The sequence below is a fragment of the Streptomyces sp. NPDC107765 genome, from assembly GCF_055657085.1.
On the sequence record NZ_JBVKBL010000011.1, the window covers coordinates 253,785 to 270,623 of the forward strand.

16 protein-coding genes and 1 pseudogene are annotated in these 16,839 nt (G+C 74.6%); 12 read left to right on the forward strand and 5 right to left on the reverse strand.

Annotated features, from left to right (window positions below):
• Positions 1-101 precede the first annotated feature (101 nt).
• From ACZ7MX_RS26145 to ACZ7MX_RS26160, 4 genes and pseudogenes are all read left to right on the forward strand, one after another.
• A pseudogene (locus ACZ7MX_RS26145) lies at positions 102-1,160 on the forward strand (NAD-dependent epimerase/dehydratase family protein); the annotation flags it as partial.
• Complete coding sequence (locus ACZ7MX_RS26150; RefSeq protein WP_472135746.1) at positions 1,140-1,883, forward strand: glycosyltransferase family 2 protein; 744 nt, start codon at positions 1,140-1,142, stop codon at positions 1,881-1,883. The pseudogene ACZ7MX_RS26145 and the gene ACZ7MX_RS26150, both read left to right, overlap by 21 nt.
• Positions 1,880-2,551 (forward strand): TIGR04282 family arsenosugar biosynthesis glycosyltransferase, encoded by a 672-nt coding sequence (locus ACZ7MX_RS26155; RefSeq protein ID WP_472135666.1) that lies wholly within the window; start codon positions 1,880-1,882, stop codon positions 2,549-2,551. Before ACZ7MX_RS26150 ends, ACZ7MX_RS26155 begins: the two co-directional genes overlap by 4 nt.
• Positions 2,548-3,279 carry a class I SAM-dependent methyltransferase gene (locus ACZ7MX_RS26160; protein ID WP_472135667.1) on the forward strand — a complete coding sequence of 244 codons (732 nt, stop codon included), beginning with the start codon at positions 2,548-2,550 and terminating at the stop codon, positions 3,277-3,279. Before ACZ7MX_RS26155 ends, ACZ7MX_RS26160 begins: the two co-directional genes overlap by 4 nt.
• Here the strand turns inward: ACZ7MX_RS26160 and ACZ7MX_RS26165 are convergent.
• Entirely contained in the window at positions 3,204-3,761 is a 558-nt protein-coding gene (locus tag ACZ7MX_RS26165; RefSeq protein WP_472135747.1) for a hypothetical protein, read from the reverse strand. The genes ACZ7MX_RS26160 and ACZ7MX_RS26165 overlap by 76 nt on opposite strands.
• Positions 3,762-3,781: 20 nt before the next feature.
• The gene (locus tag ACZ7MX_RS26170; RefSeq protein ID WP_472135668.1) at positions 3,782-5,032 is read right to left on the reverse strand and encodes a molybdopterin-dependent oxidoreductase; all 1,251 of its coding nucleotides are present in this window, start codon (positions 5,030-5,032) and stop codon (positions 3,782-3,784) included.
• A 114-nt stretch (positions 5,033-5,146) separates the two neighbouring features.
• Between ACZ7MX_RS26170 and ACZ7MX_RS26175 the strand changes: the two genes are divergently transcribed.
• On the forward strand, positions 5,147-6,565 hold the full coding sequence (locus tag ACZ7MX_RS26175) for a hypothetical protein (RefSeq protein WP_472135669.1): 1,419 nt from the start codon (positions 5,147-5,149) through the stop codon (positions 6,563-6,565).
• Positions 6,566-6,676: 111 nt separating this feature from the next.
• Here the strand turns inward: ACZ7MX_RS26175 and ACZ7MX_RS26180 are convergent, their stop codons facing one another.
• Positions 6,677-6,928, reverse strand: a complete 252-nt coding sequence (locus tag ACZ7MX_RS26180; protein WP_030413200.1) for a hypothetical protein — start codon at positions 6,926-6,928, stop codon at positions 6,677-6,679.
• A gap of 234 nt (positions 6,929-7,162) precedes the next feature.
• On the opposite strand from ACZ7MX_RS26180, the gene ACZ7MX_RS26185 reads away from it, so the two are divergent.
• Entirely contained in the window at positions 7,163-7,717 is a 555-nt protein-coding gene (locus ACZ7MX_RS26185) for a MarR family winged helix-turn-helix transcriptional regulator (protein WP_472135670.1), read from the forward strand.
• A 54-nt stretch (positions 7,718-7,771) separates the two neighbouring features.
• On the opposite strand, the gene ACZ7MX_RS26190 is transcribed toward ACZ7MX_RS26185, so the two are convergent.
• Positions 7,772-8,971: a serine hydrolase domain-containing protein gene (locus tag ACZ7MX_RS26190; RefSeq protein WP_472135671.1), complete on the reverse strand. Its 1,200-nt coding sequence runs from the start codon at positions 8,969-8,971 to the stop codon at positions 7,772-7,774.
• A 240-nt stretch (positions 8,972-9,211) separates the two neighbouring features.
• Here ACZ7MX_RS26190 and ACZ7MX_RS26195 point away from each other — a divergent pair, with 240 nt between their 5' ends.
• On the forward strand, positions 9,212-9,892 hold the full coding sequence (locus ACZ7MX_RS26195) for an isochorismatase family protein (protein ID WP_472135672.1): 681 nt from the start codon (positions 9,212-9,214) through the stop codon (positions 9,890-9,892).
• A 70-nt stretch (positions 9,893-9,962) separates the two neighbouring features.
• Here the strand turns inward: ACZ7MX_RS26195 and ACZ7MX_RS26200 are convergent, their stop codons facing one another.
• Positions 9,963-10,781 (reverse strand): lipase family protein, encoded by an 819-nt coding sequence (locus tag ACZ7MX_RS26200; protein WP_472135673.1) that lies wholly within the window; start codon positions 10,779-10,781, stop codon positions 9,963-9,965.
• Between the two features lie 317 nt (positions 10,782-11,098).
• Here ACZ7MX_RS26200 and ACZ7MX_RS26205 point away from each other — a divergent pair, with 317 nt between their 5' ends.
• The 5 genes from ACZ7MX_RS26205 to ACZ7MX_RS26225 all read left to right on the forward strand — a co-directional run bounded on the left by ACZ7MX_RS26205 (position 11,099) and on the right by ACZ7MX_RS26225 (position 16,245).
• Entirely contained in the window at positions 11,099-11,485 is a 387-nt protein-coding gene (locus tag ACZ7MX_RS26205; RefSeq protein ID WP_030413195.1) for a hypothetical protein, read from the forward strand.
• Positions 11,486-11,746: 261 nt separating this feature from the next.
• On the forward strand, positions 11,747-12,403 hold the full coding sequence (locus ACZ7MX_RS26210; RefSeq protein ID WP_472135674.1) for a 2Fe-2S iron-sulfur cluster-binding protein: 657 nt from the start codon (positions 11,747-11,749) through the stop codon (positions 12,401-12,403).
• Entirely contained in the window at positions 12,400-13,395 is a 996-nt protein-coding gene (locus ACZ7MX_RS26215; protein WP_472135675.1) for an FAD binding domain-containing protein, read from the forward strand. The genes ACZ7MX_RS26210 and ACZ7MX_RS26215 overlap by 4 nt, the downstream gene beginning before the upstream one ends.
• 53 nt (positions 13,396-13,448) lie before the next feature.
• A complete protein-coding gene (locus ACZ7MX_RS26220; RefSeq protein ID WP_472135676.1) occupies positions 13,449-15,566 on the forward strand; it encodes a xanthine dehydrogenase family protein molybdopterin-binding subunit in 2,118 nt (705 codons plus the stop codon).
• Between the two features lie 178 nt (positions 15,567-15,744).
• On the forward strand, positions 15,745-16,245 hold the full coding sequence (locus tag ACZ7MX_RS26225) for an ATP-binding protein (protein ID WP_472135677.1): 501 nt from the start codon (positions 15,745-15,747) through the stop codon (positions 16,243-16,245).
• The last annotated feature ends 594 nt before the right edge of the window (positions 16,246-16,839 follow it).

Sequence of the window (16,839 nt, forward strand, 5' to 3'; positions counted from 1 at the left end):
GCGGGAACATCCGCCGGTCACGAACGCCCGGATCTTACGGACCCGTGACACGGTGGCCGTGGCGCGGGGCTTCCGGCCCGGCCGCGCTTAGCGTGACCGGCATGCGCGTACTGGTCACCGGCGGCGCCGGATTCATCGGATCACAGGTCGTCGAGGCCCTGCTGGCCGGCGGTCACGAGCCCCTCGTACTCGACGCCCTGCTGCCCACGGCACACCGCGAACCCCCGCCGGCGCGGCCCGGCACCCGGCGGATCGTCGCCGACGTACGGGACCGGCCGGCCGTCGAGGCCGCCCTGCGCGGTATCGACGCGGTCTGCCACCAGGCCGCCATGGTCGGCCTGGGCAAGGACTTCGCCGACGCCCCCGACTACGTCGGCTGCAACGACCTGGGGACCGCCGTCCTGCTGTCGGCGATGGCCACCGCCGGGGTCCGGCACCTGGTGCTCGCCGGATCCATGGTGGTCTACGGGGAGGGCCGCTACACCTGTCCCGCACACGGGGCGGTGCGCCCCGGTCCGCGCGCGGTGGCGGACCTGGACGCCGGCCGGTTCGAACCCCGCTGCCCGCACTGCCGCTCCGAGCTGCGGCCGGGCCTGGTCGACGAGGCCGCGCCCACCGATCCCCGCAACGTCTACGCGGCCACCAAACTCGCGCAGGAACACCTCGCCGCGTCCTGGGCCCGGGCGACCGGCGGCCGGGCCGTCGCACTGCGCTACCACAACGTCTACGGCCCCGGCATGCCGCGCGACACCCCCTACGCCGGGGTGGCCTCGTTCTTCCGCTCCGCCCTCGCCCGCGGCGAGCCCCCGACCGTGTACGAGGACGGCGGCCAGCGGCGGGACTTCGTGCACGTCCGGGACATCGCGGCCGCCAACGTACTGGCCCTGACCGCCCTGCCGGACCGGGCGCCCGCCACCCTGACCGCGTACAACACCGGCAGCGGCGTGCCGCACACCGTGGGCGAGATGGCGCAGGAACTGGCCGCCGCGTACGGCGGACCGGCGCCGGTGGTGACGGGGGAGTACCGGCTCGGCGACGTCCGCCACATCACCGCGTCGTCGCGGCGGATCGCCGAGGACCTCGGCTGGCGGGCGGCGACCGGATTCGAGGAGGGCATGGCCGAGTTCGCCCGGGAGGAGATGCGGACCGCCGCACCCGCCGGCACCGGCCCGGCTTTCCCCACCGCCCCCCGGCCCGCCCCGGTGGACGTCGTCCTGCCCTGCCTGGACGAGGCCGCCGCGCTCCCCTGGGTGCTGGCGCGCATCCCGGCCGGCTGGCGCGCGATCGTGGTGGACAACGGCTCCACCGACGGCTCCGCCGAGATCGCCCGCGAGCTGGGCGCCACCGTCGTCCGCGAACCGCGCCGCGGCTTCGGCGCCGCCTGCCACGCCGGACTGCTGGCCGCCGAGGCGGACATCGTCTGCTTCTGCGACTGCGACGCCTCCCTGGACCCGTCCCTGCTCGTCCCGTTCGTCCGTGCGGTCCGCGACGGCGACCGCGATCTGGTGCTGGGCCGCCGGCGCCCCCAGGGACGGGGCGCCTGGCCGCCACACGCCCGGGCCGGCAACCTCGCCCTGGCCCACCTGCTGCGCCGCCGCACCGGACTGCGGCTGCACGACCTCGGCCCGCTGCGCGCCGCCCGGCGCACCGCACTCCTCGGGCTCGGCCTCACCGACCGCCGCAGCGGCTACCCCCTGCAGATGGTCGTGCGGGCCGCCGACGCCGGCTGGCGGATCGAGGAGCGCCCGGTGCCCTACCGGCCGCGCACCGGCCGTTCGAAGGTCACCGGCACCTGGCGCGGCACCTGGCAGGCGGTCCGCGACATGCGGGCCGTCCTCAATCAACCCCCGCAGCCCGCCCCGGCGCAGGAGGCGGCCCGATGACCCGCCCCGCGGACCGCACGCCGCCCCCGCACGGGCCGACCGCGATCCTGGTCATCGCCAAGGAACCGGTGCCCGGCCGGGTCAAGACCCGGCTGACCCCGCCCTACACCCCTGCCGAGGCCGCCCGGTTGGCCGCGGCCGCCCTGCACGACACCCTCCTCGCGGTCCGCGCGATGCCCGCCCGGCGGCGGACCGTGGTGCTCGACGGACGTCCCGGGGACTGGCTGCCGGACGGCTTCGAGGTCCGGCCGCAGTGCGCCGGCGGCCTCGACGAACGGCTCGCTGCGGCCTTCGCCGCCAGCCCCGGCCCCACCCTGCTCCTCGGCATGGACACCCCCCAGGTGACCGCCGAACTCCTCGCGCCGGCACTGGAGTTGACCGCCTGGGAAGACTGTGACGCCTGGTTCGGCCCGGCCGAGGACGGCGGGTTCTGGGCGCTCGGCCTCGCCGACCCCGACCCCCGGTTGCTGCGCGGTGTCCCGATGTCCACCGCGGGCACCGGCGCCGCCCAGCGCGCCCGCCTGACCGCGGCCGGCCTCCGGATCGGCGACCTGCCGGTGCTCCGCGACGTCGACACCGCCGCCGACGCCCACCGGGTCGCGGCCCAGGCCCCCACCGGCCGCTTCGCCACCACCCTCGCCCGGCTGACACCGGTGACCGGCCGATGAGCACCACTGTCCCGGCCGCCCCGCCGCACCCGCCGTCGTGGGGCGCGGACGCCTACGCCGAGGCGCTGCACCGCGGCCGCGGCCCGCTCTATCTGCGCCGTGCCGACGGCTGGTTGCTGCCGCTGGATGTCGAACGCTGGTGCGCCGCGGCGGACGCCGCCGACCTCGCGGCGCTGCGCCGCTGCGAGGGCAGCGTCCTGGACCTCGGCTGCGGCCCCGGACGGCTGGTCGCCGCGCTCACCGCACCGGGCAGGCGGGTGCTCGGCATCGACGTCAGCCCGGCCGCGGTCGCCCGCACCGCCGCGGCCGGGGGCGCCGCACTGTGCCGCTCGGTCTTCGACCCCCTCCCGGGCGAGGGGAGTTGGGGTACCGCGCTGCTCCTCGACGGCAACATTGGCATCGGTGGTGACCCCCGCGCCCTGCTCGCCCGCACCGCCGCACTGGTCCACCCGACCGGCCTGCTCATCGTGGAGACCGTCCCCGCGGACGTCGACGAACGATCCCGGGTCAGCGTCGCCGGCGACCCGTACACGGGCCACCACACCGCCGACCCGTTCCCCTGGGCCCGGGTCGGCACGCCCGCGCTGCTGCGGTACGCCGACGCCGCGGGCTGGACACCCGTCGAGCGGTGGTCCGTCACCGGCCGGAGGGGTCAGTCACCGTCCGCCGCGCGCTGCTTCGTCGCCCTGCGGCGCCGTCGCAGCCTGCCCAGTGCCCGCCGGGGCTGACCCGTACGGCACAGCAACCACAGGGCGGAGCCCGCGAACAGCGCGGCGGTGATCAGCAGCCAGCGGCCCAGGAACACCCCGGCCGGCAGCCCGGTCGCGGCCTCGTAGTGCACCGCCCAACCACCGCCCGCCGCATAGGCGATGAGCGGGAACCACACCAGCAACAGCAGGCCCGACAGCGCGGCGGGCACCCGCACGAAGGCCGTCCAGGCCCGATGGCGAGGGGTCCCCGCCGTGCACCGGACCACCGCACGGTCGGCGAGCGCGTACAGCGGCAGCAGCACCAGATCGTGCAGCAGCGCCGCCCCCACGAACCACACCACCACCAGCGGCCACCGCCCGCCGGCCAGCAGCCGCACCCCCGCATAACCGGTGAGCGCGAACGACCCGAGCATCAGCACCAGGTGCAACGGCCCCTCGCCGTACCAGCGGTGCCGGCGCAGCCGCCGCCACCCACGGACCGCGGCGGCCCGCCCCGGCATCCGTACCGGTCGCACGCCGCTCACCCCTCCCCGAACGAAAGCCGCGCCACCCACTTGGTGTTCAGCACCCCCGGCGCCGCCGGCACGATGATCCGCGCCGGATGGCCGTGGTCCCGCGACAACTCCGCGCCGTTCACCCGCAGTGCGAGCAACGAGCGCGGATCGCGCACCTGGCTGCCGCTCAGCGCGGCCCGGCGGAACGCGCCGTGCAACTGGAGCGACTCCACCAGCACGCCCGGCGGCCGGTCGCCGAGGCCCACCAGCGCGGCGAGCTCCCGCAACCGCACCCCGCTCCACAACTGGTCGTCCGTCGACCAGCCCTCCACACAGGCGATCGGCAGCGCCGCCTCGTGCTGCGGCAGCCGCAGCAGTTCGGCGCGGGTCAGCCGCACCCGGCGCCCGCCGCCCTCCACCGTCAGCCGCCAGTCGTCACCGGCGTCCTGCGCCCGGATCCCGACGGCCGCCGCGGACTTGTTGATCTGGAACCCGTTCGGCCCGCCGCCCGGATCCGCGCCCCCGTGCGGCGCCAGCAGCGCGGTCCGCCGCCACCACCCGCCCAGGCTCTGCCCCGCCGTCGTCACCAGCAACACCAGCGACCCGGCGCCGACCAGCCCCAGCGCGCCCCGCCGGCTCAGCGTCGGCCGGTCCGGACGGACCGCCACCAGCCCGGTCTCGTCGTCCTGCGCCGCCGGATCGGTCCGCTCCCGCAGCGCCCGTACGGTCCGCGGCAGCCGCAGCACCACATGGGCCACGAACGCGCCGATGAACACCCACGCGCCGTAGAAGTGCAGCCGGTAGAACGACCCGGGGAAGAGGTACGCCAGCTGGACGTTGAGCAGCCCGGTGACGAACTCGAACAGCGCCCCGCCGACCAGCAGCAGCAGCGACAGCCGCTCCAGCGCATCACCCGCCGACCGCGCCGGCGGCATCCGGAACAGCTTCGGGATCACCGACCACAGCTTCGCCAGCAGCACGGGCACGAGGACCACGCCGAGGGTGACGTGCACCCCCTGGGTCAGGCGGTAGAGCCAGCGCGGGCCGGTGGGCCAGCTGAAGAGGTAGAACCCCAGCAGGCCCTTCCCGGGCGTCTGGTCGTTGACGCCGCCGGCCAGGTCGGGGTTGTAGGCGGCGTACGACAGCAGCCCGGTGACGAACAGCAGGGTGATCCCGGCCAGCAGGACCACACCGAGCAGCGCGGTCAGCCGCGGGCCGCGCAGCGGACTGCGCCAGAACGACGGGGAGGTGGGCGGAACCGGGCGGGAAGCGGCCATGCGCCGACGGTATGCCGGGACCGGCGTCCCGGGCGGGCCGCAACGCATGACGAAAGTCTGACGTCGGCGGAACGGCGCCACCCCGGCCCGGCCGCGGCCGCCTAGCGTGCCGGTGTGACCCACCGTGAGATCCGGCCGGACCGGGCGAGCGTCCGTCCGGAGCCCGACGAGCGCGCCGTGCGCCGTGCCGACCTGCTGGCCGCCGCGGCCGGCGCCCTCCTCGTCGCGCTCGCCGCCGTCATCGGCACCGTCATCGAGCACGCCAACGGCAGCCTGCACGTGAACTGGCCGCCGCTGTACGCCTCGTGGTTCCCGCACCTCGGCCCCGGCACCCCCGCCGCGGTCATCGTCGCCGTCCTCGTGATCGCCTACGGTCCGCCGCTCGCCGCCCGGCTGCCCTGGCGGGCCCTGCTCCTCACCTGCTGGGCCGCCGCCCTCGCCTGGACGACCGCACTGGCCCTGGTCGACGGCTGGCAAACCGGTGTCGCCGGCCGGCTCACCACCGCCTACGAGTACCTGACGGTCATCCACCGCTTCGACGACCTCGGCCCGGCGCTGCGCGGCTTCACCGGGCACATCCTCAACAACGCCCCGGACCACTGGCCCGCCCACGTCGCCGGACACCCGCCGGCCGCGATCCTCACCTTCGTCGGGCTGGACCGCCTCGGCCTGGGCGGCGGCGCCTGGGCCGGCGTCTGGTGCCTGGTCACCGGCGCCTCCACCGCGGCCGCGGTCCTCATCACCGTGCGCGCGCTCACCGACGGGCCCACCGCACGCCGGGCCGCGCCCTACCTCGTGCTGGCCCCGGCCGCCGTATGGGTGGGCACCTCCGCCGACGGCTACTTCGCCGCGGTCGCCGCCTGGTCACTCGCCCTGCTCGCGCTCGCCGCCACCGGGCGCACCCTCCGCCCGGCCGCCGCCCTCGGCTCCGGGCTCCTCCTCGGCCTGACCTGCTATCTGTCCTACGGACTCACCCTCATCGTCCTGATCGCGGCCGCGGTCCTGCTGCTCGCCCGGAGCGCCCGCCCGTTGCCGCTGGTGGCGGCCGGGGCGGCGGCCGTCGCGGTGGCCTTCACCCTCTCCGGTTTCGACTGGTGGGAGGGGTACCGGCTGCTGGTCCAGCGCTACTACCAGGGCGCCGCGGCGGTCCGTCCGTACGCGTACTGGGTCTGGGGCAACCTGGCCTGCGCCGTGCTGATCGCCGGTCTCGCCACCGTCGCCGCGCTGCGGCACACCCTCACGGCCGCCCCGGCCGCCGTGCGGCGCCTCCGCCCGCGCACCGACGCGCGCACCGGACCGCCGCCCACGCCCGCCGACCGCCTGACCGTGCTCGTGCTGGCCGCGCTGCTCGCCCTCCTGGTGGCCGACCTCTCCGGCATGAGCAAGGCGGAGACCGAGCGCATCTGGCTGCCGTTCGCGCCCTGGCTGCTGGCCGCCTGCGCCCTGCTGCCCGCGTCCCACCGGCGCACCTGGCTGACGGCCCAGGCCGTACTGCCGCTGCTGGTCAACCACCTGCTGTACACCGGTTGGTGACGGCTGCGGTCCACCGGCCCTCTACGGCGCGGGCCGGCGCGCCGCCGGGCCCGGCCGCCTTCGGGGCGATACGCCAGGGCCGCGGTCGGGCCGCATACGGCGGGGGCGCCGTCAGGCCAGATACGTCCGGGTCGAGTTCACCCGGCCGGGGCGCAGGATGCGGATCGGGCCGAGGTTGCAGGAGGGGCAGTCATTGCGGGTCAGCGGGGACGGAACCCGGATGCCGCGCGCGAAATAGTCGGCCCGTCGGTGGCCCGCCAGATCCGTGGTGTGCCGGATCTCGTACTCCTCCTCCCAGCCGTGCCCGCAGTGCAGACAGACGAACGCGTACGCCTCGTGAACCGTCTCGGTGTCCCGTTCCATGATCACCACGCCCTCTCCCCGGCTCCGCCGTACGGGCGGCGGCGCCGGATGCATGCCGGACCCGGCCATGCCGTACCTCCCATTATTGCGCCGCGCAAAGAGGAGCGCGGGGCCGGATTTCCGGGCCGCCCCGGGCCACGGCACGGGACGGTCCGGGACCGCGGCCCCGGCCCGTTCGCGCCCGTCGGCACCGCCCCCGACCAGGCACGATGCCGGGACGGGTATAAAGGCGCCATGGGGAACGAGGAAGATCGCACCAGGCGGCCGGCCGCCCCCGGGGACGAGCCCGCGCGGCACGGCGGCGAGAACCTCGACCAGGACGTCGAGGAGGTCATCGCCGCGGTGCTGACCGCCTCCCGGCTGCTGGTCGCGATCTCGGCCCGGGCACTGGCCCGGATCGAGCCCTCGCTCACCCTGCCCCAGCTGCGCACCCTGGTCGTGCTCGACAGCCAGGGCCCGGTCAAGCTCGCCGCCCTGGCCGCCGCTCTGGGGGTCAATCCGTCCACCGCGATGCGGATGGTCGACCGGCTCGCGGCGGCCGGCCACGTCACCCGCAAGGCCAACCCCGGCAACCGCCGGGAGGTCGTACTGGAACTGACCGCCGAGGGCCGGGAACTCGTCGCGCAGGTACTCGCCGACCGGCACGCCGAGATCGCCGCGATCGTGGCCCGGCTGCCGGCCGGCGAGCGCGCCGGCCTGGTCCGCTCGCTGCACGCCCTCGCCGACGCCGCGGACGCCCCGCCGGTGCCGCCCCGGCCGGCACCCCCGCCCGAACCGGCCGCTCCCTAGCGGACCGGGCGCCGGGGGAGGTGGGCCCCACGTCCCTGCCCGCCGCCACCGCGCTCAGCCGCGCCGCCCGTCCAGCGCCTGGTACACCGCCCTGACCAGTCCGCCGTTGCGCGGGTCGTCGCCCGCCGTCCCGCCGCCGTACTTGTTCATGGTGTACGCGTACGACAGCCGGTTCTCGGGGTCGGCGAAGGCGAACGAACCGCCGGCCCCGCCGTGCCCGAACGCCCGCGGATTGGGGCCCAGCCGGCACTGGTGGTTGAGCATGTAGCCGAGACCCCAGCGCAGCTCGAATCCCGGCGGGGCGAGCGCCCCTATGGCCAGATCCGGCTCCCCGGGCCGGCTCTGCGACCGGCGCATCGCCTCCAGCGTCCCGGCACCGACCAGCTTCCCGCCCACCAGCGCGCCGTACACCGTCGCGAGCCCGTGCGCGGAGGCATGCGCATTGCCGCCCGGGAGCTCCGCCGAGCGATAGGCCGCGCTGTTGACATCGCCGGTCGGGATGGACATCAGGGAGAGCATCACGACGGCCATCGGATGGTCGTCCAGGGACCGGAACGGCGGCCTCGGCGCACCGGGAAGCCGCTCGGCGAGCAGCGCCTCGTCCAGCTGCCCGACCATGTCCGCGCAGGAGGCGTGCTCCTCGTCCGGGGTGCCGATGAACACCCGGGCCCCCAGCGGCTCCGCGATCTCGCTGCGCAGGAACGCCCCCAGGGACTGCCCGGTGACCCGCCGGACCACCTCGCCGACGAGATAGCCGAAGGTCACCGCGTGATAGCCCTGGGCGGTCCCCGGCTCCCACCACGGCTCGGTCGCCGCCAGCACCGTGCAGACCGCGTCCCAGTCGTAGGCGCGCCCGGGCGGCAGCGGCGTGCGCGGGGCGATCAGGCCGGAGCGGTGGCTGAGCAGCCAGCGGACGGGTAAGTCCTCCTTGCCGGCCTGGGCGAACTCCGGCCAGTAGCGGGCGACCGGCGCATCGAGGTCCAACTCCCCGCGGTCGACGAGCAGATGGGCGCAGAGTGCGGTCATCCCCTTGGACGTCGAGTAGACGTTGACCAGGGTGTCGCGTTCCCAGTCCTGCGTCCGGTCCGCATCCTTGTGGCCGCCCCACAGGTCGACCACCGGCTCCCCGTCCAGGGTCACGGTGACCGCGGCCCCGACTTCTCCGTGCCGCCGGAAATTCCGCTCGAAGGCCTCCCGTACGCCCGCGAACTCCGGTGCGCAGTGGCCGTTGACGTTGACGGTTGCTGGTCCCACGGCTGCCTCTTCTCGCGTCGCCCGGTGCGCTCATCCCGTACGCAGGGGTGTGCGTACGTACGCCTGTACCTGCGAAACGGCGTCCCTACGGGATGATCTGCCCCGTTCGATGCCCGTGGCAACCAATGTGGACCCGGACGGCCGAGAACGGCGTGTCAGGGAACCGGGGGAGCCCGAGCCATGGCCGAATCGCGCCCAGGCCGCCGCATACGGGGGCGCGCCACCCGCACCATGGTCATCATGACAACTACCACCGCCGACGGGGCTGGCGAGGCCGGCGAGGCGTACGAGGCCGACGAGGCCGGTACGGGCACCAGCACCTTGGGCGACGCCGGCGCGCCGGTCCGTCCCGTCGAGGCGCTGATCCTCGTCGACATCCAATCGGCCTTCGTCGCGGGCGAGGACGCGGTGCCGGACGCGGCGCGGGTGCTCGACCGGAGCCGTGGTCTGCTGGCCCGGGCCCGCGCCGCCGGGGCCCTCGTCGTCCACCTCCAGAACGACGGCGAGCCCGGGGCCGTCGACGCACCGCACACCCCGGGCTGGGAACTCCACCTGCCCGTCGCGCCCGGGCCGCGCGAGACCGTGGTCCGCAAGACGCAGGACGACGGCTTCGAGGGCACGGCGCTGGGCGACCTGCTGGAGGCGGCGGACGTCGGGGGACTGGCGATCTGCGGGGTGCTCTCCGAGATGTGCGTCAGCGCGACCGCCCGTACGGCCCTGGCCCGCGACTACCGCGTGGTCCTGCCGCACGACGCACACGCCACCTACGACATCCCCGCGGCCCCGGGCATCAGCGGGGTCGTCCCGGCCGCGATGTCCTCCCGCGCGGCCGAATGGGCCCTGGGCGACGAGGTCGAGATCGTCGCCCGTGCCGCCGACCTCACCTTCACCGCACCGGCCCGCGCCCACCGGGAGCCCTGACCCACCGGGCGCGCTGACCCGCCGGGCGCGGTGACCCGGCGGGGCGTGCCTCCACGCCGCCGCGCCGCGGTCAGTTCTGGTTCTTCTCCAGGGCGGTGATGTAGGCCCCCATGAAGTGGTCCCGGACGCCGTCGGACGTGGGCGCGAGCAGGTCGGCGGTGTAGCCCTTGGCGTGGTCGAAGAGGCCGGTGATCACCGGCATGGTGGTGTGGATCTTCCCGGTGGAGTCGATGTAGCGCAGCGCGGAGACGTGGTGGAAGGCGGGCTCCGGCGGGAGCTGGGGCACGACGTCGTTGTTGTTGACGAAGCGGTACATGCGGTCGGTGAAGGCCGCGTCGAACTCCCGCTTCAGCAGCCGGTCGCAGGTCCGCGGCTGCCCGAAGGTGTAGACGCCGGTGGCCGTCAGATACGGCTCTTCGAAGTGCAACCGGGCGCCGGCCAGCATCGCCAGCGCACCACCCAGGCTGTGGCCGGTGAACCAGACCGTCTGGCCGTTGTCCCGGAACTCGTGCACAGCGGTGTGGACCTGCGGCCAGACGGACTCCAGGGCCTCGCCGAAGCCGTGGTGGATGTATCCCTTGCCGCCGGGGCCCGGCCAGGGCGGCGTCGTCGCGTCGGACAGCCAGTCGCGCATGTTCGTCGGCTCGGTGCCCCGGAAGGCCGTGATGATCATGTCGCGGCCGCCGAGGGTGTACGCCTGGGTGTCCTCCAGCGGGAACGGCGGCCGGAACGTGGTGTGGTGGTGGCGCACCCGCTCGAAGCCCCACTCCCGGGCGGCTTTGTCGATGGCCGGCTCGTCCTTGTACGTGAGCTCGGCGGCGCGCGCCAGGCAGAGCGCATGGCGGACGCTGTAGCTGGTGACCTTCTGGTCGATGACGGTGCTGGTCAAGGTGGGCTCCTGAGATCGGATCGAGGGGGCGTACTGCGGTGGTTGCCGGCGGTGCAACGGGAACGAGAGGCAGTCGGGAGCAAGAGGCAGTGGGAACACCAAGCAGTCAGGAACGAGGGGTGCGTGCACGGCGCCGGCGGCCGCGGGCGATTACAGAATGCTCGCTCTGATTACTGAGCGTAACATCTCGGGGTTGCGCCGCGCCGTTGCGCCCGTTCAAACCACTCGTTCGAGCCTCGGGTCGCACAGAGCGGGCCGGGGGGCGAGCCTGGAAGCGTTCGGCTCCCAGAGGAAGGCCCACAGAGGAAGGCCCCACAGTGAACAGCGCGGAACAGGCGTCACACGCGGAACACGTATCGGCCGAGGTGGTGGTGGAGCTGGAGAGCTGTGCGACGCAGGACGCGCATGCCGTCTTCAGCGCCCTGCGGACCGCCTTCGCCTCCGACCGGGCCGCCGACGACGTGCCCGAGGAAATGGCGGGGGCGGGGCCGACGGTGTGGACCTCGACCATCGACGTGAGCGAGCACAAGGCCGAGGCCGAGCCCCGGAGACTGACGGCGCCGGTGCTGGTCAGCCTCCAGGGCGGCTACTGGGCCGTTGACCAGCTGTGCAAGGGCCTGGAGCCGGCGTTCACGGTGCACATCCTCGGCATGGCCGCCGGCGACCAGGAGAAGGAGGTCGAACTCCGCCTGGAGTCCCGCTAGCCCGGCCACCGGACCAGGGTGGCGCCCGGGAGCCCGGGGAGGCGACCGGCCCCTTCGACGGGGCGACCGGCCGTCCTCACCCGCCCACCCCCCGAAGGGGGGTGGGCGGCGGGGAAAACCAAAAGCCACGGAAGAACGCACGGAAAGCAGAAAAACGCCAAGGGGAAAGCAGAGCAAGGGGAAAGCGAAGCAAGGGGAGAACCCGGAGCCAGGGGAGGGCCCGGAGCCAGGGGGGACCGGAGCAAGGAAAGGCAGAAGCGAGTGCAGCCCACCAATCAACCGGCGGACGCCGGAGGCGCGCGGGCGGCGGGCGCCGCGCGTTCCGGGACCGGTGCCGGAACGCGCGCAGGGACGGCCACCGCCCGCCCCGCCGAGGCAGCGGCCGAGCAGAGTTCCCCACTGGTTCTGCACGTCAACGGAACGGCGTACGAGCTGACCCTGGACCACCGGACCACGGTCCTGGACGTGCTCCGGGAGCACCTCGGCCTCACCGGGGCCAAGAAGGGCTGTGACCACGGACAGTGCGGCGCCTGCACGGTGCTCGTCGAGGGCCGGCGCGCCAACAGCTGTCTGATGCTGGCCGTGGCCCAGGACGGACGGCACATCACCACCATCGAGGGGCTGGCGGACGGGGAGCGGCTGCACCCGCTTCAGGAGGCGTTCGTGGAGCGGGACGCGCTGCAGTGCGGCTACTGCACCCCGGGCCAGATCTGCTCGGCCGTGGGAGTGCTCCAGGAGGCGGCGGACGGCTTTCCGTCCCACGTCACCCCGGCCGACGCACCTCAGGGCGCACCGGTGCAGCTGACCGTCGAGGAGATCCGCGAGCGGATGAGCGGCAACCTGTGCCGCTGCGGGGCGTACCCGCGGATCGTCGAGGCGGTCCATGACGTGTCCACCGACCAGGGGGTGGCGTCATGAAGCCGTTCGGATACGTGCGGGCGACCAGCGTCGAGGAGGCCGTACGGGCCGCCGAAGACCATCCAGGCGCCCGCTTCCTCGGCGGCGGCACCAACCTCGTCGACCTGATGAAACTGGGCGTGGAGCGGCCCGGTCTGCTCATCGACGTCACCCGGCTGCCGCTGGACCACATCGAGGAACTGCCCGACGGCGGGCTCCGCATCGGGGCGATGGTCAGCAACAGCGCCCTGGCCGCGGCGGCCCCCGTGCGCGAGCGCTACCCGGTGCTGTCGCAGGCGGTGCTGTCCGGCGCCTCGGGCCAGCTGCGCAACACCGCGACCACCGGGGGCAATCTGCTGCAGCGCACCCGCTGCCTGTATTTCCAGGACGTCTCCAAGCCCTGCAACAAGCGTGAGCCGGGGACCGGCTGTCCGGCCCGTGAGGGCGTCCACCGCGACCTCGCCGTACTGGGCCACTCCCCGCACTGCGTCGCCACCCAGCCCTCCGACATGGCGGTGGCGCTGGCCGCACTCGACGCGACCGTCCACCTGCACGGCCCGGACGGCGACCGGAGCGTGCCGGTGACCGAGTTCCACCGGCTGCCCGGCGACCACCCCGAGCAGGACACCGTGATCCGGCCCGGCGAACTGATCACCGCCGTGCAGCTGCCGCCCGCGGACAGCGGGGCGCGGTCCCGCTACCGCAAGGCCCGCGACCGCGCGTCGTTCGCCTTCGCGCTCGCCTCCGTCGCCGCCGTGCTGGACGTCCGGGACGGTGTCGTACGGCGTGCCGCGCTGGCGTTCGGCGGGCTCGCGCACCGGCCGTGGCGGGCCCGCACGGCCGAAGAGGTGCTGCGGGACGCCCCCGCCACCGCGGACACCTTCGCCCGCGCCGCCGAGGCCGAACTCGCGGCCGCCGAGCCCCTGCGCGACAACGGATTCAAGGTCCCGCTGGCCCGCAACCTCGCCGTCGCCGTCCTGACCGAACTGGCGGCCCCACCCGCCCACGGCTGACCTCCACCCACCCGGACCCACCAGGGTCTCCAGGAGCACCCAAGGACCCGCCCATGAGCCCCCGCACCTTCCCGCTCGGCCCACCCCCGTACCCCCTGGGCGAACCGCTCGTCCGGCGGGAGGGCCGGGAGAAAGTCACCGGTGCCGCCCGTTACGCGGCCGAACACACCCCGCCGAACTGCGCCTACGGCTGGCCGGTCGCCGCGGGCATCCCATGCGGCCGGGTCGCCGCCGTGGACACCGCGGAGGCGCTCGCGCTGCCGGGTGTGATCACGGTGCTGACACACGAGAACGCCCCCCGGCTGGCCGCCGCCGAGGACCCCACGCTGTCGCTGCTCCAGGAGGACCGGGTGCCGCACCGCGGCTGGTACGTGGCGCTCGCGGTCGCCGAGACGATCGAAACGGCGCGGGCGGCCGCCGAGGCCGTCCGGGTGACGTACGAGACCGACGACGACATCGACGTCCTGCTGCGGGCCGACCATCCGCGGATGTACGAGCCGGAGAAGGCCAACGGCGGATACCCGGGGACGCGGGAACGCGGCGACTTCGAGGGGGCGTTCGCCGCCGCGCCGGTCACCGTGGACGCGACCTACCACGTGCCCCCGCTGCACAACCACCCGATGGAGCCGCACGCCTCGACCGCCCACTGGAGCGAGGGCCATCTGACGGTCCACGACTCCAGCCAGGGCGCCACCAAGGTGTGTGAGGACCTGGCCGCCCTCTTCAAGCTCGACACGAGCGAGATCACCGTCGTCTCCGAGCACGTCGGCGGCGGCTTCGGCTCCAAGGGGACGCCGCGCCCGCAGGTCGTCCTGGCCGTGATGGCCGCACGCCACACCGGGCGGCCGGTCAAGGTCTCGCTGCCGCGCCGGGAGATGCCCGCGGTCGTCGGCCACCGCGCCCCGACGATCCAGCGGGTCCGCCTGGGCGCCGGCAGCGACGGCGTGCTCACCGCGCTGTCCCACGAGAGCGCCACCCACACCTCCACCGTCACGGAGTTCGTCGAGCAGGCCGCGGTGCCCGCCCGCGTCATGTACGCCTCACCGAACAGCCGCACCGTGCACCGCGTCGTCCCCCTCGACGTACCGACCCCCTCCTGGATGCGCGCCCCGGGCGAGTGCCCCGGCATGTACGCCCTGGAGTCCGCCATGGACGAACTCGCCGTCCAGCTGGGCATGGACCCGATCGAACTGCGGATGCGCAACGAACCGGACACCGAGCCGGACAGCGACCGGGCCTTCAGCAGCCGGCACCTGGTGGGCGCGCTGCGCGACGGCGCCGAGCGGTTCGGCTGGCTGCCGCGCGATCCGCGCCCCGGCGTGCGCCGCGAGGGCGATCTGCTGCTGGGCACCGGTGTCGCCGCGTCCACCTACCCCGTGCTGGTCGCCCCTTCCGCGGCCGAGGCGCACGCCGACCGCGACGGCACCTTCCGGATCCGGGTGAACGCCACCGACATCGGCACCGGCGCCCGCACCGTCCTCGCACAGATCGCCGCCGGTGCGCTGATGGCCCCGGAGGACCGGGTCCGGATCGAGATCGGCAACAGCGATCTGCCGCCCGCGATGCTGGCCGGCGGCTCGGCCGGCATCGGCTCGTGGGGCTGGGTGGTCCACAAGGCGTGCACGGCGCTGCGGGCGCGGCTGCGGGACCATGTCGGGCCGCTCCCGGCCGACGGGCTCACGGTCGCCGCCGACACCCGCCAGGAGACCTCCGAGCGGTCCCCGTACGCCCGGCACTCGTTCGGCGCCACCTTCGCCGAGGTGCAGGTCGACACGGTCACCGGGGAGATCCGGGCGCGCCGCCTGATGGGCGTGTTCGCGACCGGCCGCATCCTCAACCCCCGCACCGCGCGCTCCCAGTTCATCGGCGGGATGACCATGGGCCTGGGTATGGCACTCACCGAGGGCAGCGAGGTGGACCCGGAGTTCGGCGGCTTCGCCGGGTGCGATCTGGCCGGCTACCACGTGCCGGCCTGCGCCGACACGCCACGGATCGAGGCGTACTGGGTCGAGGAGGAGGATCCGCACCTCAACCCCATGGGCAGCAAGGGCATCGGCGAGATCGGCATCGTGGGCACCGCGGCGGCCGTCACCAACGCGGTGTGGCACGCGACTGGAGTAAGGCTGCGCGACATTCCGCTCACCCCCGACAAGGTGCTGCCCCACTTGTGAGAGGGCCGTATCAAGTGAGCGCCCCAGGGCCCCGGTGGCCAGGAGCTGTTGCGGGCCCCCGGTGGCCGGGTCAGCATGACAGATGACCCATACGTACCAGATGCTCACTCTTCGTGTTCGGGGTTCGTTGGTCCAACGAGGTGAAGGACGTGAGCCTCTCGCGGTGAGGAGCCACGACATGAGACTTCCCAGCGACCGGCACTACACGGTCGAACTGCATGCTTCGGCGGAGCGCGTGCCGCAGATCCAGCGGATTCTTGCCGCGCACCTGAGGTATTGGGACCTCGAGCTCCATATCCCGCCCGTGTGCCGGGGAGTGGCGGAACTCCTGACCAACGTCCATCGCCACATCGGCCCGGAGGCCCGCTGCGTCGTCGAACTCCGCTGGTCCGGCCGCAATCTGACGACCTCCGTCGCCGACGAGGGCCCGCGGCTGCCGAAGCTGATGAGCGCCGCCGGCGGCGGGCTCTCCCGGGTCGCCGCGCTCAGCGACAGCTGGGGCACCTGCGGCACCCCCGACGGCAAGGTCATCTGGTTCACCCGGCGCGTCGAGGCGACCCGCAGGACGCGGCTGTCCGGCCGCGCCCCGCTGCGCAGCGTGCCCGACGAGAAGGGGCAGCCGGTGGTTCCGCCGGCCGTACCGGTCGAGCCGCTCGCCGAGCCTGCCCGCCTCGCCTGAGACGTCCGCGACAGGGCGGGGCCACGGTCACCGAACCCGGCGAGGCGTCCGCCACGACGCCTCCCGGCACGCCTCGCCCACCGGCCGACAGCCGCGCCCGCAAAGGAAGTTGAGACGGACTCCGGCCGTCCGCCGCGGTGACGCTCGCGGCACGGCAACGGCCCGGAGCCGCAACGGCGCGCGACGGCACGGCTCTTCGGCCGCCCCGTTCCCCTGTTGTGGCGGCGGCGCTGCGGCTGGGCGTGCTCGTCGCCCCCGCGCGCTCTGCCTCTCCGGCCGGCCCCGGTACGGCGGCCCGCCGGCGTCCCCGTGCGCCGCCCGCTGACCGGCCCGACCCGGACCACACCGGCACCGGTCCACGCCGGCCGCCCTCCCGGCGCCTCCGCCGCCCTTCCGGCACCTCCGCCACCCTTCCGCCGCCGAGCGGCGCCCCCCGCCTCCGTGCTGCCGCAGATCCGGATTCCCGCCACTTCCGGCCCCCGCCCTGCCGTTCCCGCGTGCCCGCGGTCCTGAGCGCCTGTTCCGACCGCGCCGCGGCGGCAGTCCTGCGGAGGCCGGGTGCCCTGCCGCGCCCTCGTTCCGTCCCGCACCCCC